Genomic DNA, 20,634 nt, shown 5'->3' on the forward strand with positions numbered 1-20,634 from the left:
GCGTGGATGGATGCGTGTACGCACGCAACAACGATTACAGATTGCGCAAACACCGCCGCTATCGGTGCCTCTGCCCATCGCAAACGCATCGCGCGTGACGTTGCGCACAGTGCACCTGTGGATTGTTGGTTGCGATTCATTTTCGCGGCGTTACAGCGCGCGCGGACAAACAGTTACCGATGAAAACACTCTAGAATCCGGCCCCCACGTTGGTTTGCAGCACCCCACGCGTCCATAGAACGGACGCATGTTTTTTCTGAAACACGAGATTTCACGGATGTCCCTGAAGACCACCCCGCTGCGCAACGCGATCGTCATCGCGCTGGCCGCCAGCTGCACCACGCCCGCTTTCGCACAGGAAGCCGGCGATACCCCCACCAACCTCGACCGCATCGAGATCACCGGCTCGCGCATCCGCCAGGCCAGTGTCGAGACCGCGCAGCCGGTGGTGGCACTCAACCGCGCCGACATCGAGAAGAAGGGCTACGTCAACGTTGCCGACATCCTGCAGGACGTCACTGCAGCCGGCGCACCGAGCCTGAGCCGTTCGTCCTCGCTGAGCTCCTCGCGCGATTTCGGCGGCATGTATGTCAGCCTGCGCAACCTCGGCCCGGAACGCAGCCTGGTGCTGATCGACGGCCGCCGCATGGGCGTCAGCGCCGGCGGTTACTCCGACCTGGCCTCGATTCCGTCGGCGATCGTGGAACGCGTGGAAGTGCTGACCGATGGCGCCTCGGCGCTGTACGGCTCGGACGCCATCGCCGGCGTGGTCAACATCATCACCCGCAAGAACTTCGACGGTGGCGAAGCCAGCGTCTATGTCGGCCAGTACGGTGAAGGCGACGGCCAGAAGCGCTCCTATAGCGCCACCTTCGGCAAGACCTTCGACCGCGGCTGGTTCAGCGTCGGCGCCGAGCGCACCAAGGAAGACGAAATCCTCGGCGATGCGCGCGAGTTCAGCCGCTACCCGGGTGGCCCGCGCCATGCCGACGACGTCGACGCGCTGAGCCCGACCACCCAGTGGGGCACGGTCACCGTCGGTGGCAAGCCGCTGACCGTGGGCCCGGGCGGCGACCCGAGCAACGCCGGCAACTTCCACACGCCGGATCCGGCCGACGGCGCCAACGCCAAGACCAACATGAGCCTGCTGAGCGGCCTGGAGCGCACCTCGGTGTTCGCCAACGGCGGCTTCTCGATCACCGACAACCTGCGCATCGTCGCCGACGCGCTGTACAGCAAGCGCGAGTCGACCAAGCACCTGGCCGGCTACCCGTACTCGGTCTCGGCTGCGCAGTCGCGCAACGGCACGCGCGCTGCGCTGTCCAAGGACAGCACCTTCAACAAGTGGGGCCAGGACGTGCTGTTCTCGCACCGCACCGAAGAGCTGCCGCGCGGTACCGAGAACACGCTGGAAACCAAGCGTGCCAGCCTCGGCCTGGAAGGCAGCTTCGAAACCGGTTCGCGCTACTGGGACTGGAACGTCAGCTACATGTACAACCGCAATGAAGGCGAGCGCGTTGGCACGGGCAGCATGTACCAGCCGAACGTCAACCTGGCCGTCGGCCCGTCCTTCATGGACGGCGACGTGGCCCGCTGCGGTACGCCGGGTGCGGTGATCGCCGGCTGCGTGCCGTGGAATCCGGCTGCGCCGATGGGCTACACCGGCCCGGGCTCGCTGGGCAACCAGGACGTGCAGGACTACCTGTTCACCCGCTTCGTCGACAAGATGCGCAGCACCACCAAGGTCGCCAGTGCCAACATCTCCGGCTCGCTGTTCACCCTGCCGGCCGGCGACATCATGGGCGCGATGGGCTTTGAGCACCGCAGCGAAGAAGCCAGCTACACCCCGGACCTGATGGTGCAGAAGGGCCAGATCGCCGGCACCACCGGCCAGCCGACCCGTGGCGACTACTCGCTCAACGAGGTCTACCTGGAAATGCAGGTGCCGCTGCTGGCCGACATGGCCTTCGCCCGCGAGCTGTCGCTGGACCTGGCCGGTCGCTACACCGATTACAACACCTTCGGTTCGACCACCAACAGCAAGTTCGGCCTGAAGTGGAAGCCGATCGACAGCCTGCTGGTACGCGCCACCTACGGCACCGGCTTCCGTGCACCGACCGTGGACGATCTCTACGGCGGCGCGGTTTCCAGCCGCGATTCGTTCACCGATCCGTGCGATACGAAGTTCGGCATCGCCGCCAGCAGCCCGACCGTGGCAGCACGCTGCCAGGCGCTGAACGTGCCCGCCAACTTCCGTCAGCAGACCGGTTCGGACGGCAACCTTGCCAACCGCCCGGGCCAGCAGGCCACCTCCGATTTCAACTCCGGTTCCAACCCGGAACTGAAGCCGGAAACCGCCAAGACCTGGACCGTCGGCCTGGTCTACAGCCCGGAATTCGTGCAGGGCCTGGACGTCAGCCTGGACTGGTGGAAGATCCGCATCGACAACGCCATCGTGGGCGAGTCGGCTACCGACATCCTCAACCAGTGCTACGTGCAGGGCGTGGATTCGGCATGCGGTCGCTTCACCCGTTCCACCGCTGCGGCCACCCGCGGCCAGGTTTCGGCGCTGGATCGTTCGCTGGTCAACGCCGGCTACCGCGAAACCGCCGGCTATGACATCGGTGTGCGTTACCGCCTGCCGGAAACCGCATACGGCAAGCTCGCCATCAACTGGAACACCACCTACACCGACTACCTGGAGCAGCGCAACGACAGCGCCGCCACCACCCCGGTGGAGCAGCGCGTGGGCTGGGCCGGTGACTTCCGCGTACGTTCGACCTTCAACCTGGATTGGCAGTACGGCAACCTCGGCATCGGCTGGACCGCCCGTTACTACTCGGGCATGAAGGAAGCCTGCTCGTACGATCTGGGCGGTGGCCCGGACTGCAACATGGCCGACTTTGTTTCGCCGTATACCGATGCACAGCCGAGCCGCAAGGTGGGTTCCAACACCTTCCACGACCTGCAGGTGCGTTACAGCCTGCCGTGGGATGGCACCGTGTCGCTGGGCCTGAACAACGTGTTCGACCACCAGGGTCCGATCATGTACAGCCAGCCCAACAGCAGCTTCACCTACTACGGTGGCTTCGACATCGGTCGTTTCATGTACATGAAGTACCAGCAGCGCTTCTAAGCCTGCAACCGCGTTCCCGCCCCGGCCAACTCTCTCCTGGCCGTGGATGGAAGCAGAACGGCGCCCCTCGGGGCGCCGTTCTTTTTTGCGGGGTCGGATCCCTTTGCGTCGCGAAGGGATCTGACCCCGGAGGCGCTATCGTTTCGCGCCGCGCATCGCCCGTACGTTGTCACCGACGTACAGGACCAACCCGGCCCAGATCGCCGCAAAACCAATCGCCTTGCCGGTGTCGAACGCTTCGTGGAAGAAGAACACGCCCAGCAGCAGCTGCAGGCTCGGTGCGATGTACTGCAGGATGCCGACCAGCGACAGCGGGATGCGCTTGACCCCGTAGGCGAAGCCGATCAGCGGCACCGCCGTGATCACCCCGCCGAAGATCAGCATCAGGTCGTTGGCCCAGCCCCAGCCACCGAAGAAGCCACCGCCATGGCCGTTTTCCGACCACAGCGCGAAGCCCAGCGCGGGCAGGAACAGGTACAGGCTTTCCACGCCCAGCCCGGCCACCGGATCGACCGACACCAGCTTGCGCAGCAGGCCGTACAGGCCGAACGAGCACGCCAGGCCCAGCGCGATCCACGGCGGCGTGCCCGCATCGATGGTCAGCCAGGCCACGCCCACCGCGGCGATGGCTACCGCCAGCCACTGCACGCGGCGCAGGCGCTCCTTCAGCACCAGCACGCCCAGCAGAACGTTCACCAGCGGGTTGATGAAGTAGCCCAGGCTGGTTTCGATCACATGTCCTGCGTTGATCGCCCAGATGTACAGGCCCCAGTTGAAGGCGATGGTCAGGCTCGATACCGCCAGGATCGGCAGCGCGCGCGGTTGCGCGGCGATCTTCTTCCACCAGCCCAGCCGTGATGCGATCAGCAGCCAGGCCACCACCAGCACGGTGCTCCAGATGATGCGGTGGGCGATGATCTGGAACGAAGGCACTTCGTTGAGCAGATGCCAGTACACCGGCACCAGCCCCCACAGCACGAAGGTGGAGGCAGTGATCAACAGGCCCCGTCGCTGTTCTTTCTCGTCCATGCTCATCGCTTGCGTGTCCTTGCCATCGTCAGTACCACCACACCCAGAAGTATCACCGCCATGGCCAGGAAGTCGCGCCAACCAAAGCGTTCACCATTCAATGCAGCCCCCAACAGGACAGCAATCACCGGATTGACGTAGGCATAGCTGCCGGCCAGCGCCGGGCGCACGTTCTGCAGCAGCCAGACGTAAGCGGTGAACGCCACGATCGAACCGAACACGCACAGGTAGGCCATCGCCAGCAGGCCACCGCTGTCGGGCAGGGTGGTGGGGCGCTCGCCGACGACCAGGCCGATCAGCACCAGCAGCACGCCACCGCAGATCATCTGCCCGGCCGCCGTCATGAACGGCCCCGGCAGGTCCTGCCCGCGTGCCCACACCGAGCCGAACGCCCAGCCGACCGGCGCGATCAGCAGCAGCACCAGCCCGGTGGGCGATGCGGTCAGGCTGCTGCCGGCGTTGAGCCAGACCACGCCGACGAAGCCAACGGCGATCCCCAGCCATTCGCCCTTGCTGGCATGCTGCCCGCGCAGGGCCGAGAACAGCGCCATCCACAACGGCACCGAGGCCACCGCGGTAGCGGCCAGGCCGGATGACACCTCGCGTTCGGCCAGCACCACCATGCCGTTGCCCAGCACCAGCATGGTCACGCCCATGATGACCAGGTTGCGCCACTGCCGCAGGGTGGGTCTGGGCATCTTCCAGAACAGGCGCAGCGCCAGGTACATCAGGCCGCCGGCAATGATGAACCGGCTGCCGGAGACCATCGTCAGTGGCAGCGCGCCGCCATGCAGGGCCTTGGCGATACCCAGGTAGGTCGAGCCCCAGACCACGTAGACCAGCAGCAGTGCCAGCACGACAAGGCCGCCCCGTGGGGCAGCCGCAGACGGAACGGGGGGAGCCGACATGACGCACCAGGGAGCTGGGGGAACACGGATTTTAGGACGTTTTGGTTATGGTCCGGCAGCCCATGTAGTGGCACGCTGTCATCCATCCATGCCCCGCCCGCCCCTTCCGGCACCCGGCGTTGACGTGGGTTGCAGTACCAAGGAGGCTGGCCGGCAGCGCACCGCGCGCCTGGCAGCGCAATTTCCCGCATGGACGCACCGCATCGAGGATCCCCACCCGGATGAGCACTACGTCCCAATCCGCTGTCCCCAGCACCGACGGCGCCGCCCTGCGGCGTTCCATCTCCAACACCCTCAAAGGCTCCGCCGGCAACCTGGTGGAGTGGTACGACGTCTACGTGTACTCGGTGTTCGCCGTGTACTTCGAATCGCAGTTCTTCTCGCCTGAAGACAAGAACTCCACCCTGTACGTGTGGGCGATCTTCGCCGCGACCTTCCTGATGCGCCCGATCGGCGCATGGTTCTTCGGTCGCTTCGCCGACCGTCATGGCCGTCGCCTTGCATTGACCGTATCGGTCACGCTGATGGCCTTCTGCTCGTTCATCATCGCCATCACCCCCACCGCTGCCAGCATCGGCATCTGGGCGGCGATCATCCTGTTGTTCGCGCGCCTGCTGCAGGGCTTCGCCACCGGTGGCGAGTACGGTGCCAGCGCCACCTACATGTCCGAGGCCGCCATTCCGGGCCGCCGCGGCTTCCTGTCCTCGTTCCACTACGTCACCCTGGTGGGCGGCCATGTGCTGGCCCAGCTGACCCTGTTCGTGATGCTGACGTTCTGGGCCAAGCCGGAAATCTCCGAGTGGGGCTGGCGCATCGCCTTCGGCATCGGTGGCATCGCCGCCGTGGTCGTGTTCTGGCTGCGCCGTGGCATGGACGAGTCGCTGTCGGAATCCTCCATCGAAGCCGCGCGCGAGGGCAAGGACAAGAAGTCCGGCTCGATGTACGAACTGTTCGTGCACCAGTGGCGTCCGCTGCTGCTGTGCTTCCTGATCACCGCCGGTGGCACCATCGCCTTCTACACCTACTCGGTGAACGGCCCGAAGATGATCCAGAGCGCCTTCGCCGGCAACGACCCGATGACCGGCACCCTGATCAACCTGGGCGTGCTGGCCTTCCTGATGGTGTTGCAGCCGGTCGGCGGCTGGCTGTCGGACATCATCGGCCGCAAGAGCCTGCTGGTGTTCTTCGGTGTGGGCGGCGTGCTGTACAGCTGGTACCTGATCACGCAGCTGCCGCACCAGCACGATGCCACCCTCGCCTTCCTTACCCTGGCACTGGGCTTTGTCATCCTCACCGGCTACACCTCCATCAACGCCGTGGTGAAGGCAGAGCTGTTCCCCACCCACATTCGTGCACTGGGCGTGGGCTTCGGCTATGCATTGGCCAACTCGCTGTTCGGCGGCACCGCGCCGCTGCTGTACCAGGGCGCATTGAAGACCGGCCACGTGGACTGGTTCGCCATCTACGTCACCGCGACGATCGCGGTATCGTTGGTGGTCTATGTGTTCTTCCTCACCAACAAGGGCCCCAACTGGCTCGACGGCACGCGCAAGTAAGCGCGCCGTAGTGATGGCGGCCACCGGTGCAATGCCGGTGGCCGCCGCGTCTCCTGCCACGCCGCTGGTATGGCTCGCACTGGGCCTGGGCGCGGCGACCCTGCTGGCATGGCTGATCCGCCGGCCCGACGCCCAGGCGAGTTGGCCACGTATCGGCTTCGGTACTGCCCTGCTGGCGTTCTGCGTTGCCCTGGTGTTGCAGCTGGCAGTGGATCTGGGCAGCGGTGCCAGCACCCTGCATCTGCGTCTGAGCCGGGGCATCAACCCCGCACCGGTGGCCAGCCTGCGTACGATGGTGGCCTGTTACCTGGGCGCGCTTGCCTTCGCCGGTTGGGGCGCGTGGAAGCTGCTGCGGCCACGTGGCTGAAGATGCGGTAGTGCCGGCCGCTGGCCGGCATCTGCACATCCTTTCGGAAGGTCCATGAGGTTGCCGGCCAGCGGCCGGCACTACCGTGCGTTTGAAGGTTGCCGGCCAGCGGCCGGCACTACCATGCGTTTGGAGGTTGCCGGCCAGCGGCCGGCATTGCCGTGCGTTTACCGGCGGGCGGCTTCGCTCTTCTCGCGGGCGCCGTGGAATTCCGATTCCTTCTCCCACTGCGGCCAGCGACGGCTGTTGGCCAGTTCGGCGCCCAGGTCGTAGACCAGCAGGGTGTCGGCCGCGTGGCCCGCCGGATCCCAGCTCGGCGTCCATGCATCGCAGGCCTGGTGGTAGCAGTCGGCGAAGTACTTCTCGCGCAGCGCGCGACCGGCCTCGACGCCGCCCTCAAGCTTGTCCAGGCCCGGGCCGATGGTGATCGCCGGCACGCCCAGGCGGGCAAAGGCAAAGTGGTCGGCACGGTAGAAGAAGCCGGCTTCCAGGTTCGGATCCGGGCTGTAGCTGCGGCCACGGGCCTTGGCCACGCGTTCCAGGTCGCCTTCCAGCGACACCCGGCCCTTGCCCCACGAGGCGATGTCACGGGTGGCACCATCCGGGCTGAACATCTCGATGTTCAGCACCGCAGCGGTCTTGTCCAGCGGCGCCAGCGGGTGCGCGGCGTAGTAGCTGGCGCCCAGCAGGCCCTTCTCTTCGGCGGTCAGGGCGACGAAGTACAGGGTGCGCTGCGGCTGCGGGCCGGCGGCGAACACCCGGCCCAGTTCGAGCACGGTGGCCACGCCGGTGGCGTTGTCGATCGCACCACGGCGGATACGATCACCCTTGGCGTCGGCCTGGCCGATGCCGAAGGCATCCCAGTGCGCCGAGAAGATCACCGCCTCATCGGCATGCTCGCCGCCGGGCAGCTTGGCCACCACGTTGCGGGTCACCACCTGCTCGCGCTTGAGCGCGAAATCGACGCTCAGCTTCGCGTTGTCCAGCGCAACCGGGCGGAAGTCCGCACTCATCGCCTTGCGCTTCTCTGCATCGAAATCCAGGCCGGCGTCGGCAAAGATCTGTTCGGCCAGCTCACGCTGCATCCAGCCACGCAGCGGCGTGTGCTGGGCCATCGCCTCGGCCTGGCCGCGCTCGATGTCGAACAGCGGCGAGGTGCCCGAACTCTTCACCGTGGCCCAGCCATAGGCGGCCGGTGCGGTCTCGTGCACGATCAGCACGCCTTCGGCACCCCGGCGCGCGGCTTCCTCGAACTTGTAGGTCCAGCGGCCGTAGTAGGTCACCGCCTTGCCATCGAACGCACCTGGCGCGTCGGCTTCAAAATCGGCATCGTTGATCAACATCACGGCGATCTTGCCGTGCAGGTCCACGTCCTTGTAGTCGTTCCAGTGGCGCTCGGGCGCATCGATGCCGTAGCCGACGAACACCAGCGGCGCCTCCTTGATCTGCACGCGCTTGCGCGGCTGCAGGCTCTGCAGGGTCACGTCCACACCATTGGCCAGCGCACGCTTGCCGCCCTTCAGGGCGAGACTGGCCTTGGCCGGGCCATCCAGCTGCGCGCGCACCAGCGGTACCGGCTGTACCCAGCTGCCGTCCACGCCACCCGGCTGCAGGCCGTAGCTGCGGAACTGCTCGATCAGGTACTGCACGGTGCGTTCTTCGCCTTCGGTGGCCGGTGCACGGCCTTCGAATTCGTCCGATGCCAGCACGCGCACATGACGCGACAGCGCCTGCGGATCGATGCCGCCGCCGGGCAGGTCATTGGCCGCATGGGCCAGGCCACCGACGAACAGGCAGGACGACAGCAGCAACACGCGCATCGGGTTCACGGCAACACCACGGCTAGCTTGAAAGTCACCAGAGTGTAACGTGGTCATGACATCGCGGCGCGGCCCGGGACCGTGTCATCCACGCATGGCGTGGATCTACCAGGGGCGCAGCGGATCTCCGCCGCCAGGGCGTGCGCAGGTCAGCGCGATACACGGTCCAGCCAGCAGGCCAGGCCCTGCGCGTTGAGTTCGATATCCATCGCCAGTACTTCGCTCACTGCAGCCTGGTCCAGCGCGCAGCCATGCTGCTGTGCACGCTCCAGGTACAGTGCCTGCAACGCGGCCAGCAGGCAGCGATGACGATCGGGGCGGCCGTCGCACTGGCGGCCGATTGCCGCCATCGCATCAATCTGTTCGAACAGATCCTCGGCCAGCTTTTCGACCTGTTCGACACGACCGTAATGGGTCAGGTACATCGCCTGCGGTGCGTAACCGAGCATGCGCTGGATCGACGCCTTCATCGCTTCCGGGTCGAACTGCACCGGCGATGAGGTGGGGAAGATGAAAGCGCCCTGTGCACTGTCCAGTTCGCGGTAGGAGATACCGAAGGTATCGCCGGTGAACCAGCTGCGGCTGCGTGCATCCCACACGCAGTAGTGGTGCAGCGCGTGGCCCGGGGTATGCAGCAGCACCAGCTCGCGGCCGGACAGGTCGATGCGCTGGCCGTCGTCAGCCACTACCACGCGCTGCTCGGGAATCGCTTCGATACGGCCATAGCTGCGGGCGATTTCCTCAGCGCCATAGACGGCGGTGGCACCGGCGATCAACCGGGTCGGATCGATCATGTGCGGCGCGCCGCGCGGATGCAGCACCGCGCGCGCATTGGGCAACTGCTGCATCAGCAGGCCAGCGCCACCGGCATGATCCAGGTGCACATGGGTCAGCAGCAGCCAGTCCACCGCCTCCACGCCCAGCCCGTTGTCGGCCAGGGCCTGCAGCATCGCCGGTACCGACAGGCCGGTACCGCAGTCGACGAACGCGGCGCGACCGTTTTCGATGATCAGGTAGGCGGCATCAAAGTCAGGCCGTTGGAAACCGGTATCGATGGTGTGGATGCTGGGATCGGCGGTCATCGACGCTCACCTGGCAGGATCGGGAACAGACACCCATGGTAGGCGCGCCGGCATGGCGTGATCGATGCGGCTTTGGTCGGATGGTGCCGGCCGCTGGCCGGCAATCCCGGGTTAGCCAGTTGAATGCAGTTGCCGGCCAGCGGCCGGCACTACCGATCAGCTGCAGCGCAAAGCGAACCGCGGCCGCAGCAGCAGCGCCAGTACCAGCACCGCCAGGAACGCGCCATAGGCATACAGCACCGCCAGCACCTGCGGCCAGATCGGCCCTGCGCCCGGCTGTACCAGACCGATGTGGTGGCCCCACAGCATCGCCACAATGCTCAGGGCCAGCGCCAATGCCAGCGTAGTGCCATCGAACAGGCGTCGCCGCGCGGTACGCGGCTGGCGCGGAAACAGCCAGTACAGGCTGCCCAGCAGAATGAACCAGGGCAGGAACAGCAGCAGCGACAACCAGGCCATTGCAGACTCCATGTCATCGCGCCTGAGGCGCGCGGACATCATGCCATGGGTGCACTGCCGTGGTAGTGCCGGCCGCTGGCCGGCATTTCGCCTTCAACAGCGCCGACCAAGGTCGGCATCTACCGATCAGTCGGCGCGCAGCACAGCCAGCGCCGCCAGCACCGCATCCACCTCGGCTTCCAGCTTGAACAGGTCGCTCTGCAGCTGGTCACCCTGCTCGGCCTGCTTCAGCACGGCGATCAGCTGGCCGGCATCGCGCGGCGAGTCGAAGCCTTCGCTCTGGATCAGCAGCGTGCCGTCACCGGCGGTGAGCTTGAAGTAGAAACGGCCGTCCTTCTCGCGGTACTGCTTGAACAGCGGCGGAGCGGCGCGGGCTTCACCGGCATCTTCGCTGGCGATGTCGCCGGCATCGGACAGATCACGCAGGCCCACCGCATGGCGCAGTTCTTCCAGCAGCGGTGCTGCCAGCTGCTCGCGCAACTGCTGGCCACGGCGCTTGAGCAGTGCTTCGATCTTCTCCGGCTCGGCCATCAGCGCGTTGTAGCGCTCGCGCAGCGGCGACAGTTCGCTGTCGATGCGCTCGAACAGCTGCTGCTTGGCATCGCCCCAGCTGATGCCATCGGCGAAGGCCTTGGCGAAGGCAGCGGTCTGCTCCGGGGTGGCGAACGCCTGGTACATCTGGAACAGCGCCGAACCTTCGGTGTCCTTCGGCTCGCCCGGGGCACGCGAGTCGGTCAGGATCGAGAACACCAGCTTCTTCAGCTCCTCGCGCGGCACGAACAGCGGAATGGTGTTGTGGTAGCTCTTGCTCATCTTGCGGCCATCCAGGCCCGCCAGGGTTGCCACCTGCTCGTCGATCACCACGTCCGGCAGCGGGAAATACTCCTTGCCGTACACATGGTTGAAGCGCTGGGCGAAGTCGCGCGCCATCTCGATGTGCTGGATCTGGTCACGGCCCACCGGTACCTGGTTGGCCTTGAAGATCAGGATGTCGGCCGCCATCAGCACCGGGTACATGAACAGGCCGGCGCTGACACCTGCGTCCTCGTCCTGGCCTTCCTCCCGGTTCTTGTCCACCGCCGCCTTGTAGGCATGGGCGCGGTTGAGGATGCCCTTGCTGGCGATGGCGGTCAGGAACCACATCAGCTCGGTGGTCTCGCGGATGTCACTCTGGCGATAGAACCACACGTGTTCCGGGTCCAGGCCACAGGCCAGCCAGCTGGCAGCGATCTCCAGGGTCGCGCGCTGGGTGCGCTGCGGGTCCTGCGACTTGATCAGGCTGTGCAGATCGGCCAGGAAGAAGAAGCTCTCGATGTCCGGCGCGCGGCTGGCCGCAATGGCCGGGCGGATGGCGCCAACGTAGTTGCCCAGGTGGGGCGTGCCGGAGGGGGTGATGCCGGTAAGGACTCGGGTCGTCATGACTGCGTGCGGAAACCTTCTATGAACGCGGCCAGTTTACCGTGCACACGGTCAACCCCGTCAGGGCCTCCGGCGCGTTCATTCACCCAACCCCGCTGGAGATGCCCGATGAAACGCCTGCTGCCCCTGCTGCTGATCCTGCCCCTGGCCGGCTTCCGCCCGGCCCCGCTGCCCCCGCCGATGCCGCAGGACGGCCCGGTGCGCGTGGCCCTGGTCGACCGCGACCGCGGCACCGAGCTGCGCAGCTACCCGGCCGACGGCCAGCGCTGGGTGGCCGGTGAGCGCGGCCACCGCTATGCCGTGCGCCTGTACAACGACAGCCCGCGACGGGTGCTGGTGGTGCTGTCGGTGGACGGGGTCAACGCCATCTCCGGTGAAGACGCCGATCCCTCGCAGACCGGTTACGTGCTCAACCCTGGCCAGCGCGCCGACATCACCGGTTGGCGCAAGACCCAGGACGAAGTGGCCCAGTTCGTCTTCAGCAGCCCCAGCGGCAGCTATGCCAGCCGCACCGGCCGCCCGGACAACGTCGGCGTGGTCGGCGTGGCGGTGTTCGAGGAAGCGCGTCGCTGGTACCCGCGTCCGCAGCCGATCCTGCGCGGTCGCGCCGGGCCGGCACCGGCGTCGGCCGAAGCCTCGGCGGCGGCCGACGCCAGCGCCAGCCGCATTGAAGGCTATTCGGCCAAGTCGCAGGCACCCGCGCTGGGCACCGGGCATGGTGCGCGCGAAAGTTCTTCGGTGCGCGATACCGATTTCGAACGCGCCACCCGCAGCCCGGCACAGGTGCTGCAGCTGCGCTACGACAGCGCCCGCAACCTGCGTGCACGCGGCATCCTGCTCGATTCGCCCTCGCGCCTGGACCGCCAGCCACAGGCCTTCCCCAACCGCTACGTGCCCGACCCGCCGGCGCGTTGATCTGCACACAGCACAACGCCCGCACCTTCCGGCGCGGGCGTTGTCGGTGGGGGCATAACGCGGGCGTTCGACGCCCGGTTACTTGTAGTCCGGGTAATCCTTGTGCATCGCTTTCTCGAAATCGCGCACTTCGGTTTCTGCGCGGTCCTTGGCCCAGCCATAGCGCTCCTGCAGGCGGCCCGCCAGATATTCGGCATTGCCCTCGGCCACATCGAAATCGTCATTGGTCAGATCGCCCCACTTCGCCTGGGCCTTGCCCTTGAGCTGGGACCACTTGCCGGAAATGATGTCTTTGTTCATTGCTGAGGCTTCCTTGGAATGCAACGGCGTTGTTACCGTGGCTGCAGCATCGCGCAGTGCACGTTGAAGCACGGTCAACCGGCCATGAAAGCGCTGCTCACCTGCTTGAATGGTTCACTACCGGTCGACACGCGGCGTCCACACGCAGCAAGCGCGCATGAAAAAGGCCGGGAAGATCCCGGCCTTTTCCGTAGTGCGCACCACCTCAGGCTCAGTTGCCCTTGGCGGCATCCTCAACCTTCTCACCAGCCTTCTGCACGTCCTTGCCGGCACCGGCAACGGTGTTGCAACCGGCCAGCAGGGCCACCGAGAACATCGACAACAGCATCAGGGCAACTACGCGCTTCATGGGCTTCTCCTTGGGTTTGCCGCTACACCGCTCAATCACGGGGTTCGGTTGTATTGATCGGGGCGGCAGGCTGGCTCGAAGCCAACACTGCCGCGTGAGGTGCAATCTGGCGGCAGGGGCGTGGAGCGCGCGTGAACGGTTCGTCCAACCGTTCAGGCTGGATCCTCTCAGTCGCGCATCAGGGTCGATTTCCCGAACAGGCTTTCGACCAGGTCCACGGCCAGTTCGGCGGTGCTGTTGTGGTTGTCCAGCAGCGGATTGAGTTCGACGATATCCAGCGAGCCCATGCGGCCACTGTCGGCGATCATCTCCATCACCAGCTGCGCTTCGCGGTAGTTCACCCCGCCCGGGACGGTGGTGCCCACGCCCGGGGCAATACTCGGGTCGAGGAAATCGACGTCGAAGCTGACGTGCAGGTGGGTGTTCTCGTCGATGCCGGCCAGCGCCGCTTCCACGGTACGCTTCATGCCGTTCTCGTCGATGTAACGCATGTCGTAGACATCGACCTTGTGGGTCTTGATCAGGCGCTTTTCTTCCGGGTCCACCGAACGGATGCCGATCTGGTGCACCTGTGAAGGCTGGATCGCCGGCGAAGTGCCGCCCAGCCTGGTCAGCGCATCCGGGCCGAGGCCGCACAGGCAGGCCACCGGCATACCGTGGATGTTGCCCGACGGGGTCACCTCACTGGTGTTGAAATCCGAATGCGCATCCAGCCACAGCACGCGCAGGTCCTTGCCCTGCTCGCGGCACCAGCGCGCGACGGCAGTGATCGAACCGATGCCCAGGCAGTGGTCGCCGCCGAGCATGATCGGCATGCGGCCCGCCTGCAGTTCGGCGTAGCTGGCTTCCATCAGCGCGTGGTTCCACGCCACCACCTCGTCCAGGTGGCGATAGCCCTGCACCGGCGCGGTCCACGGGTTGCGCGGGCCGTCCAGGTTGCCGAGGTCGCGCACGTCCACGCCACGCGCTTCCAGTGCTTCAGGCAGGCCCGCCACGCGCAGGGCTTCCGGCCCCAGCCGGGCGCCGCGATGGCCCGCCCCGATGTCGGTGGGGACGCCGATCAGGGTAACGGCGGAATGATGGGCCATGGGTGCCTCCTGCGAACGAAAAAGAAGCACAGTCTAGCCAGACGCATGTGACACCACTCGCGGCGGTGCAGCAGGGCGGCCCGTCGATCACCCATCCAGGCGGCCCCGATGACGGAGGTCGGCTTTCAGCCAAGCGTAGCGTCAGGAATCCCCTTTCCCGGGACAGGCTTCACACGCAGGTCGGTATCGGCTCTATCCATGGTCTGGTGAGGACAGAACAGTGGTCCCGCACGCGCCAACGGCGAAGTGCCAGTCCCATCACCCTCGGTCTTCGAAGGAACTTTCCATGAAACAGCTGATCCACCGCACTCTGTTGTTGTCCGTTGGCGTTGCATGCTTGGCATCCACCAGTGCTTGGGCCGCACCTCAGCGCGTGACATACGCGGTAACCAACGATGTACTTGCACTGCACCAACCTGAAGCCCGCGATGTTTTGACGTGGGTGGGCAGGCACGTCCGCCCGTCATTCGCACCTCTGGGTGCTGGCACGGTCCATGTCGAGCGTAGTGCCTTTTCTTCAGGGGCAGTCGCCCGAATGTCCGATCCTTCTCCTCCTGGAAAGCTGCCTGACAGCGGCTACCCAGGCGAACAGTACAAGGTCGAGAACACCTTGCCGGATGGCACGTACCAGTCGTGGGAATTCCGCTGGGTGGAACCCTCCAGCGGCCATGGCGGCGGCTGGGAGATGACCGGCTACCAGTTCAAACGGGGCAATGACCCCGTCGAAATCCAGTAGCGCCGCTGCAGGGACAGGACCTGCCATCGCATGGCAGGTCCTGCGCTGTCACCTGTGACTCACCCGCCGCGACGTCGCAGTGGCGTCACGCTCTGCACCCGGCCGTCGTTGCGCATCATGCACAGGAAACGGCCATCGGGATAATCGATGATCAGTTCCTGGTAATCGGTGCCGACCGGCACCTGGGTCACCAGCGTGCCCTGTGCACCTTTGCTTGCATTGCATGAACCGAGCGCGGTATCGCCCGCTGGCGCGTTGGCTGCAGCCTTGGACATGTTGCGGAACGTCGCGCGGCAGCCGCCGTTGACCCAGACCGAATGCCGCGACAGGCCCCAGTTGCTGCCCTGCTCGCAACGGGTACGGCTGAGCTGGCGCACGATCTCCACATTGCCACGCGTGTCCATGTCACAGGACACCTGGCGCTGGTCGGTGGATTCGCAGGTCACCTCGCGTGGCAGTGCTGCATCGTCATCGCGATCCTGATCACGGTGGTGCCTGCCACCTTCCACGGCAGCCGCCGGCGTGCCGTTGTTGCTGACCTGGCAGATGCCGTTGGCACCGCCGCGTCCGGTGTAGCTGACCTGCGGCGTACCGTCGTCACCGGTGCTGATTGAAAGCGTGGTGCCGCTGCTGGCATCGCGCGCTTCGAAATAGCGATCGTTGAAGCGCTTGAGGGTGGTCTCGCGGCCCTGCACGTAGACCGGCCCGCCCTCGTCTGCATGGACATCCAGCCCACCGGGGCAGCTGGCATTGAAGAACGGCACGGCGGCCATCGCCGGTGCTGTGAAGGCGCTGGCGAGCAGCGCGACGGTCAACGGCAAGCGGTGGCGGCGCATGGTCGGCTTCCTTGTGAGGAGTGAGCGGAGGGCACCAGTATGGGGGCTGCCGGAGTTGCTCGACCGTGAGGAATATCAAGCAACCGATCACGGGCCGCAGACCACCGCCATCGGGCCAGCGCTATCATCGGGCGCATCACACGGACGTCCGGTATGCACACATGACAGCGCCACCCTTCAGCCACGCACAGCAGCAGCTGCTGGCGCTGCAGCAACGCATCCATGCCTTCAATCTGGACAGTGCCGCCGAGCATGAACTGGATATCCAGGACCCGGCCGGCCCGCTGTGGGCAGCGCTGCAGGAACGGGTGACCGTGGCGCCGTTGTACGGCGGCCTGCACGTGGAGTTCTTCGGCAACCCATGGGAAGAGCCATTCGCGTGGACGTTGGCCTGCCTGTCCGACCAGCGCGTGGGCGATGCAGTCATGTCGCTGTCGTTCACCGGCCCGGACGAGGGGGCCAATGGCACGCGTGAGTGGGAGTTCACCGCGCTGCTGGACAGCGATGTGCGTTTCCCGCGCCTGCGCGCGTTGTCGATCTCCCCCACAGAGCCGGCCGACCACAACATGTCGCTGGTGCAGCGCGCGGGCACCATCATGGAAGAAGACGGCGAGATCGCCCGCTTCGTTTCCAAGGCACCGTATCTGAGCGAACTGGTGGTGCCAAATGCACCGGACGCCGCGTTCTTCGAGGTGCCGCTGCCGCACCTGCACAGCCTGCGCATCGGCGGTGGCTCAGATACGCAGCGCTTCATCGACAACCTTGCCGGATCACGCAACCTGCCTGCCTTGGGCCTGCTGGATTTTTGCGAATCGACGGAGCTGCAATTCGTCTGGGCTGATGCGCGCGTGGCTGAAGCGGTCACGCCTTTCGAGGCCTATGAGCGCTTGTTCGCCAGCGATGCCTTCGATGCGCTGCATACCTTCCGGTTGCGCAACAGCGCGTTGGATGTGGCGCAGCTGCAGACGCTGCAGGCCATGCGCCCACGGTTGTCGTTCATGGTCATCCAGGCCGCGACGGGAGGCTATGTCAGCCATTTCGCCAAGGATGTGTTTCCGTGGCGACACCTGGTGACGGGTGATCCGGGAACGCGTTGATCGCACACGAACATTGCCAACTCACGCCAACTTCTTCACCTTCTTCGAAGTGGTCTTGCCTGGCTTGGTTTTGGACTTCGCCTTGATCGGCTTGCCGTTGCTGTCGACCGGTACCAGGCTCAGACGGAACCCGAGCGATCTGGCCAGCTTGCTGAGGTTGCCCATGGTTGGGTTTCCTTCTCCACGCAGCATCTTGTAGAGCGTTTCGCGGGCGATTCCCGTAGAGCGTGCAAGATCTGAGATGTTCCGTGCTCTCGCCACGATACCCAGTACGGATGCGATGAAGGCCGAGTCATCGGGAGCCTCTTCCAGCGCGGCTTCGATGAAAAAAGCGATGTCTTCTTCATCGCGCAGGTGTTCAGCAGCGTCCCAATCGTGCAGCTGTACTTTGTTGTTCATGACGGTCTGCCTCATCTTCTGTCGCGTATACGCTGCAGCCACGTGGTCAAAGCAGACTGGCGAGCTTGCGGGCCTGCTCGATGTCGCGTGACTGGCTGTCTTTGTCGCCGCCGCACAACAGGATGTAGGTAATCCCCGCGCGCTGCGTGTAATAGATGCGGTATCCCGGGCCGAAGTCGATTTTCAGTTCGGCGATACCGCCGGCGAGCACCCGGTGCTTGCCGGGATTACCCAGCGCCAGCCGTGTGATGCGTACAGCGATGCGCTGACGGCCCTGCTTGTCACGCAGACCGTTGAGCCAACTGTTGAACTCAGTGGTTGTCTGAATTCTCGCCACATGTCCACTATAATGGACACATGCGGCCATGGCAAATCAAGTGGGGAACGCCACTGGATTGCTTGCACTGATCGCAGTCAGTGGATGGTGCCGCTTATCCGAATCGAACGGATGACCTACTGTTTACAAGACAGTTGCTCTACCAACTGAGCTAAAGCGGCACGGGGTGAAACGCCGACGGCAGCGCCGTGGTTTGGGAATTCTAGCGCAGTCGCGTGCATTCCAGCGACCGTTGCTGCGCGGCGCCACTGCGCTGCTGCGCCTGGGCCGGTTCGCTGCCGGTGGCCAGCTGCCCTTCCAGCCACCATTGGCCGGCATCGCCACTGGCCACCAGGCGCGGCTGGAAGCCGGCGGCCTGCACCGCGGCCATGCGCCGTTCGGCGCCCTCGCGGTTGCGGTACTGGCCCAGCGCAATGGCGTTGGTCTCGTCGCCCTGGCTGATGATGTAGTAGTCGCTCAGCCCGGCAGCGACGATGCGCTTGACCGTGGCCTGCGCGTCATCGCGGCTGGCGGCGGCGGGCAGCAGCACGCGGTAACGGGCGCTGCCGCTGGCGGCGGGCTGCTCGCGCAGGCGCACCTGGCCCAGCAGGTTGCCCGCACGGCTTTGCGCAGCGCTGGCAGCGGCGCGGTCGGCGAACGGGCCCAGCGCCAGGCAGCGCGGCGGTACGGCCGGGGCTGCGGGTTTCTCAGCCACCGGTTCCGGCGCTGGCTTGGCGACGGCGGCCATCGGCTCAGGCGCCTTCACTGGTTCGGCGGGCTTGCTGGGTGCTGCAGGTGTCGCCGCTGCCGGTGTGGGTACAGCGGCCACTGCGGTAGCCGGCGCCGCCTCACGCTCCACCAGTGCTTCAGTGGGTGCCGCTGCCGAGGCCTGCGCGGCCACGGCCGCATCGGTGCCACCGGGCAACCAGCGCAGCTCGGCCACGCCGGTCGGGGGCGGTGGCAACGGCGCGCGCGCGGGTTCATCGCGCAACAGCCACCAGGTGGCAACACCAAGATTGAGGATCGCCAGCACGACGATCAGGGCACGGGTCAGCATGCGCCGATACTAGCCTGCGGGCTGGTGCACCGCCCAGCGGGCGAGGCCATCCAGCACCAGCGAGGGGTGGTAGTCGGCGCCGTCCAGCAGCGGCATCAGCGCGGGTGCGCCACCGCCGTGCACCAGCAGCGACGGCATGACGCCCAACAGCGCCTGTGCCTGGCGGGCGCTGCGTTCAACCAGCGCCACGGCGGCACCATCGCAACCGGAGGCCAGCGCATCGGCGGTGTCGTTGGCGAATTCGCTGTAGTCACCGCCGCTGGCCGGCAGCTGCACCGCGCGCGCGTGCAGCGCCTCGCGCATGGTGGTCGGCGAGGCGGAAATGCGTCCACCGTGATGCTGGCCGTTGGCATCAAGCAGGTCGATGGTCAACGCGGTGCCGACACCGACCACCAGCACCGGCCGCTGTGCCTTGGCGGCAGCCAGCAGCGCCAGGAAGCGGTCGACACCGAATTTTTCCGGCTTGGCGTAGGCAATGCGTACACCCGCACATTGGGCGCTGGTGCGCACCACATGCACGTGCTCGAAGCGGCGCTGCAGCTGATCCAGCATCGCGCTGGTCAGCGATGGCGCGGCGACGCTGGCCACAAACGCGGTGCCGCCACTGGGCAGGCTGTGCGGCGGTTGCCCGGCCATGCCTTCGGCGCCATGCGCCCAGGCCTGCACGTCACCGGCACGGTCACCCTGCAACGGCGCGAACTTGAAGCGCGAATTGCCCAGATCGAACAACCAGTCGCTCATGCTTTTCTCACACTGACTTCGCCGGCATGCAGCAGGCGCTCGCGGCCATCGATGCGCACGCGCAGCGCGCCATCGTCAGCCAGGCCGAGCGCGGTACCGTGCTGCCATTCGCCATCCAGCTGCACGCGCACTTCACGCCCGGCCAGCATGTCGAACGCTGCGTAACGCGGCAGGAACGGCGCCAGCCCTTCGCGGTCGAATTCCTCCAGCGCCGGCAGCAGGCGTGCCAGCACCGCGGCCACCACCGTGTTGCGATCCACCGATGCGCCGGCCAGTGTGTCCAGGTCCACCCACGGCTGGGTGATCTGTTCGGCGAAGGCCGGCGGCATGTGCACGTTGATGCCGATGCCGATCACTGCACGCGCCGGGCCGGCGTATTCGCCACCACCCTCGGCCAGCAGGCCCACCAGCTTGCGGCCATCGACCAGCACGTCGTTCGGCCACTTCAGCTGCGCCTGCGTGTAGCCCAGATCGTGCAGGGCTTCGGCCACGGCGACGCCGGCGACCAGACTCAGCCCGGCCAAACGGCCCAGGCCACCCTCGAACAGGCGCAGCACCGACAGATACACATGCGCGGCCAGCGGCGACGCCCAGGTGCGCCCTCGACGGCCACGGCCGCCAGTCTGGCGCTCGGCCAACAGGACGCTGACACCGCGCTGGGGCGCGCTGCAGCGCAGCAATTCGGCGTTGGTGGAGTCCACCGTCCAGGCCACCTGCAGGTCGTGCAGCAGTGCTGCGGCCTCCTTGGGCAGGCCGGCGCGGATGGCCCCGGCGTCCAGCAGGTCGACCGGCCGGGTCAGCCCGTAGCCCTCGCCTGCGCGACCTTCAACCTCGACGCCAGCGGCCCTAAGCCCTTGAATTCGCTTCCAAATGGCGGCCCGGGTCTGGCCCAGCTCACGGGCCAGGGCGTCGCCGGACAGGCGACCGGCAGCGAGTTTGGCCAGCAATTGGCGATCGTCCACGGCAGCTTCCACAAGGTCAGGACGGAATTATGCGGGAAACCCGCCAGCGGCGCCCGCCGGCC

21 protein-coding genes and 1 tRNA gene are annotated in these 20,634 nt (G+C 66.1%); 6 read left to right on the forward strand and 16 right to left on the reverse strand.

The window, feature by feature from the left end; translation table 11 throughout:
- The first annotated feature begins 277 nt into the window (after window positions 1-277).
- On the forward strand, window positions 278-3,136 hold the full coding sequence (locus tag ABIA73_RS05150; protein ID WP_354275510.1) for a TonB-dependent receptor plug domain-containing protein: 2,859 nt from the start codon (window positions 278-280) through the stop codon (window positions 3,134-3,136).
- Between the two features lie 135 nt (window positions 3,137-3,271).
- Here the strand turns inward: ABIA73_RS05150 and rarD are convergent, their stop codons facing one another.
- Complete coding sequence (gene rarD, locus ABIA73_RS05155) at window positions 3,272-4,171, reverse strand: EamA family transporter RarD (RefSeq protein ID WP_025878342.1); 900 nt, start codon at window positions 4,169-4,171, stop codon at window positions 3,272-3,274.
- The gene (yedA, locus tag ABIA73_RS05160) at window positions 4,168-5,073 is read right to left on the reverse strand and encodes a drug/metabolite exporter YedA (RefSeq protein ID WP_025878341.1); all 906 of its coding nucleotides are present in this window, start codon (window positions 5,071-5,073) and stop codon (window positions 4,168-4,170) included. The genes rarD and yedA overlap by 4 nt, the downstream gene beginning before the upstream one ends.
- A gap of 221 nt (window positions 5,074-5,294) precedes the next feature.
- Between yedA and ABIA73_RS05165 the strand changes: the two genes are divergently transcribed.
- On the forward strand, window positions 5,295-6,629 hold the full coding sequence (locus ABIA73_RS05165; protein WP_032978271.1) for an MFS transporter: 1,335 nt from the start codon (window positions 5,295-5,297) through the stop codon (window positions 6,627-6,629).
- Window positions 6,630-6,660: 31 nt separating this feature from the next.
- Complete coding sequence (locus ABIA73_RS05170; protein ID WP_080150462.1) at window positions 6,661-6,996, forward strand: hypothetical protein; 336 nt, start codon at window positions 6,661-6,663, stop codon at window positions 6,994-6,996.
- Between the two features lie 167 nt (window positions 6,997-7,163).
- Here ABIA73_RS05170 and ABIA73_RS05175 read toward each other — a convergent pair whose 3' ends face one another.
- The 4 genes from ABIA73_RS05175 to ABIA73_RS05190 form a co-directional block, all read right to left on the reverse strand.
- A complete protein-coding gene (locus ABIA73_RS05175) occupies window positions 7,164-8,816 on the reverse strand; it encodes a M28 family metallopeptidase (RefSeq protein WP_140227955.1) in 1,653 nt (550 codons plus the stop codon).
- 149 nt (window positions 8,817-8,965) lie between these two features.
- Entirely contained in the window at window positions 8,966-9,898 is a 933-nt protein-coding gene (locus ABIA73_RS05180) for an MBL fold metallo-hydrolase (RefSeq protein ID WP_354275511.1), read from the reverse strand.
- 156 nt (window positions 9,899-10,054) lie between these two features.
- Entirely contained in the window at window positions 10,055-10,357 is a 303-nt protein-coding gene (locus ABIA73_RS05185) for a hypothetical protein (protein WP_313283859.1), read from the reverse strand.
- Between the two features lie 126 nt (window positions 10,358-10,483).
- On the reverse strand, window positions 10,484-11,776 hold the full coding sequence (locus ABIA73_RS05190; RefSeq protein ID WP_025878334.1) for a tryptophan--tRNA ligase: 1,293 nt from the start codon (window positions 11,774-11,776) through the stop codon (window positions 10,484-10,486).
- A gap of 108 nt (window positions 11,777-11,884) precedes the next feature.
- Here ABIA73_RS05190 and ABIA73_RS05195 point away from each other — a divergent pair, with 108 nt between their 5' ends.
- Window positions 11,885-12,691, forward strand: a complete 807-nt coding sequence (locus ABIA73_RS05195; protein ID WP_025878333.1) for a hypothetical protein — start codon at window positions 11,885-11,887, stop codon at window positions 12,689-12,691.
- A gap of 78 nt (window positions 12,692-12,769) precedes the next feature.
- Here ABIA73_RS05195 and ABIA73_RS05200 read toward each other — a convergent pair whose 3' ends face one another.
- The 3 genes from ABIA73_RS05200 to rocF all read right to left on the reverse strand — a co-directional run bounded on the left by ABIA73_RS05200 (window position 12,770) and on the right by rocF (window position 14,428).
- Window positions 12,770-12,991: a CsbD family protein gene (locus ABIA73_RS05200; protein ID WP_025878332.1), complete on the reverse strand. Its 222-nt coding sequence runs from the start codon at window positions 12,989-12,991 to the stop codon at window positions 12,770-12,772.
- A 211-nt stretch (window positions 12,992-13,202) separates the two neighbouring features.
- Window positions 13,203-13,340: an entericidin A/B family lipoprotein gene (locus ABIA73_RS05205; protein WP_019661832.1), complete on the reverse strand. Its 138-nt coding sequence runs from the start codon at window positions 13,338-13,340 to the stop codon at window positions 13,203-13,205.
- Between the two features lie 167 nt (window positions 13,341-13,507).
- Complete coding sequence (rocF, locus tag ABIA73_RS05210; RefSeq protein ID WP_354275512.1) at window positions 13,508-14,428, reverse strand: arginase; 921 nt, start codon at window positions 14,426-14,428, stop codon at window positions 13,508-13,510.
- A 286-nt stretch (window positions 14,429-14,714) separates the two neighbouring features.
- Between rocF and ABIA73_RS05215 the strand changes: the two genes are divergently transcribed.
- A complete protein-coding gene (locus ABIA73_RS05215) occupies window positions 14,715-15,164 on the forward strand; it encodes a hypothetical protein (RefSeq protein ID WP_025878329.1) in 450 nt (149 codons plus the stop codon).
- Window positions 15,165-15,223: 59 nt separating this feature from the next.
- Here the strand turns inward: ABIA73_RS05215 and ABIA73_RS05220 are convergent, their stop codons facing one another.
- Complete coding sequence (locus tag ABIA73_RS05220; RefSeq protein WP_354275513.1) at window positions 15,224-16,000, reverse strand: DUF3011 domain-containing protein; 777 nt, start codon at window positions 15,998-16,000, stop codon at window positions 15,224-15,226.
- Window positions 16,001-16,161: 161 nt separating this feature from the next.
- Between ABIA73_RS05220 and ABIA73_RS05225 the strand changes: the two genes are divergently transcribed.
- Window positions 16,162-17,097 (forward strand): hypothetical protein, encoded by a 936-nt coding sequence (locus tag ABIA73_RS05225; RefSeq protein WP_312400879.1) that lies wholly within the window; start codon window positions 16,162-16,164, stop codon window positions 17,095-17,097.
- Window positions 17,098-17,118: 21 nt separating this feature from the next.
- Here the strand turns inward: ABIA73_RS05225 and ABIA73_RS05230 are convergent, their stop codons facing one another.
- The 6 genes from ABIA73_RS05230 to birA all read right to left on the reverse strand — a co-directional run bounded on the left by ABIA73_RS05230 (window position 17,119) and on the right by birA (window position 20,572).
- The gene (locus ABIA73_RS05230) at window positions 17,119-17,496 is read right to left on the reverse strand and encodes an addiction module antidote protein (RefSeq protein ID WP_301864384.1); all 378 of its coding nucleotides are present in this window, start codon (window positions 17,494-17,496) and stop codon (window positions 17,119-17,121) included.
- A gap of 46 nt (window positions 17,497-17,542) precedes the next feature.
- Window positions 17,543-17,863: a type II toxin-antitoxin system RelE/ParE family toxin gene (locus ABIA73_RS05235; RefSeq protein ID WP_059064042.1), complete on the reverse strand. Its 321-nt coding sequence runs from the start codon at window positions 17,861-17,863 to the stop codon at window positions 17,543-17,545.
- Between the two features lie 55 nt (window positions 17,864-17,918).
- A tRNA-Thr gene (locus tag ABIA73_RS05240) sits at window positions 17,919-17,994 on the reverse strand.
- 41 nt (window positions 17,995-18,035) lie between these two features.
- Window positions 18,036-18,869, reverse strand: a complete 834-nt coding sequence (locus ABIA73_RS05245; protein ID WP_140227891.1) for an SPOR domain-containing protein — start codon at window positions 18,867-18,869, stop codon at window positions 18,036-18,038.
- Between the two features lie 9 nt (window positions 18,870-18,878).
- Window positions 18,879-19,610: a type III pantothenate kinase gene (locus tag ABIA73_RS05250; protein WP_025878323.1), complete on the reverse strand. Its 732-nt coding sequence runs from the start codon at window positions 19,608-19,610 to the stop codon at window positions 18,879-18,881.
- Window positions 19,607-20,572, reverse strand: coding sequence for a bifunctional biotin--[acetyl-CoA-carboxylase] ligase/biotin operon repressor BirA (gene birA / locus ABIA73_RS05255; RefSeq protein WP_093820899.1), 966 nt, complete (start codon window positions 20,570-20,572; stop codon window positions 19,607-19,609). Before birA ends, ABIA73_RS05250 begins: the two co-directional genes overlap by 4 nt.
- Between the last annotated feature and the right edge of the window lie 62 nt (window positions 20,573-20,634).

This window comes from Stenotrophomonas sp. 2694 (assembly GCF_040548715.1).
In the GTDB taxonomy this organism is placed as follows: domain Bacteria; phylum Pseudomonadota; class Gammaproteobacteria; order Xanthomonadales; family Xanthomonadaceae; genus Stenotrophomonas; species Stenotrophomonas indicatrix.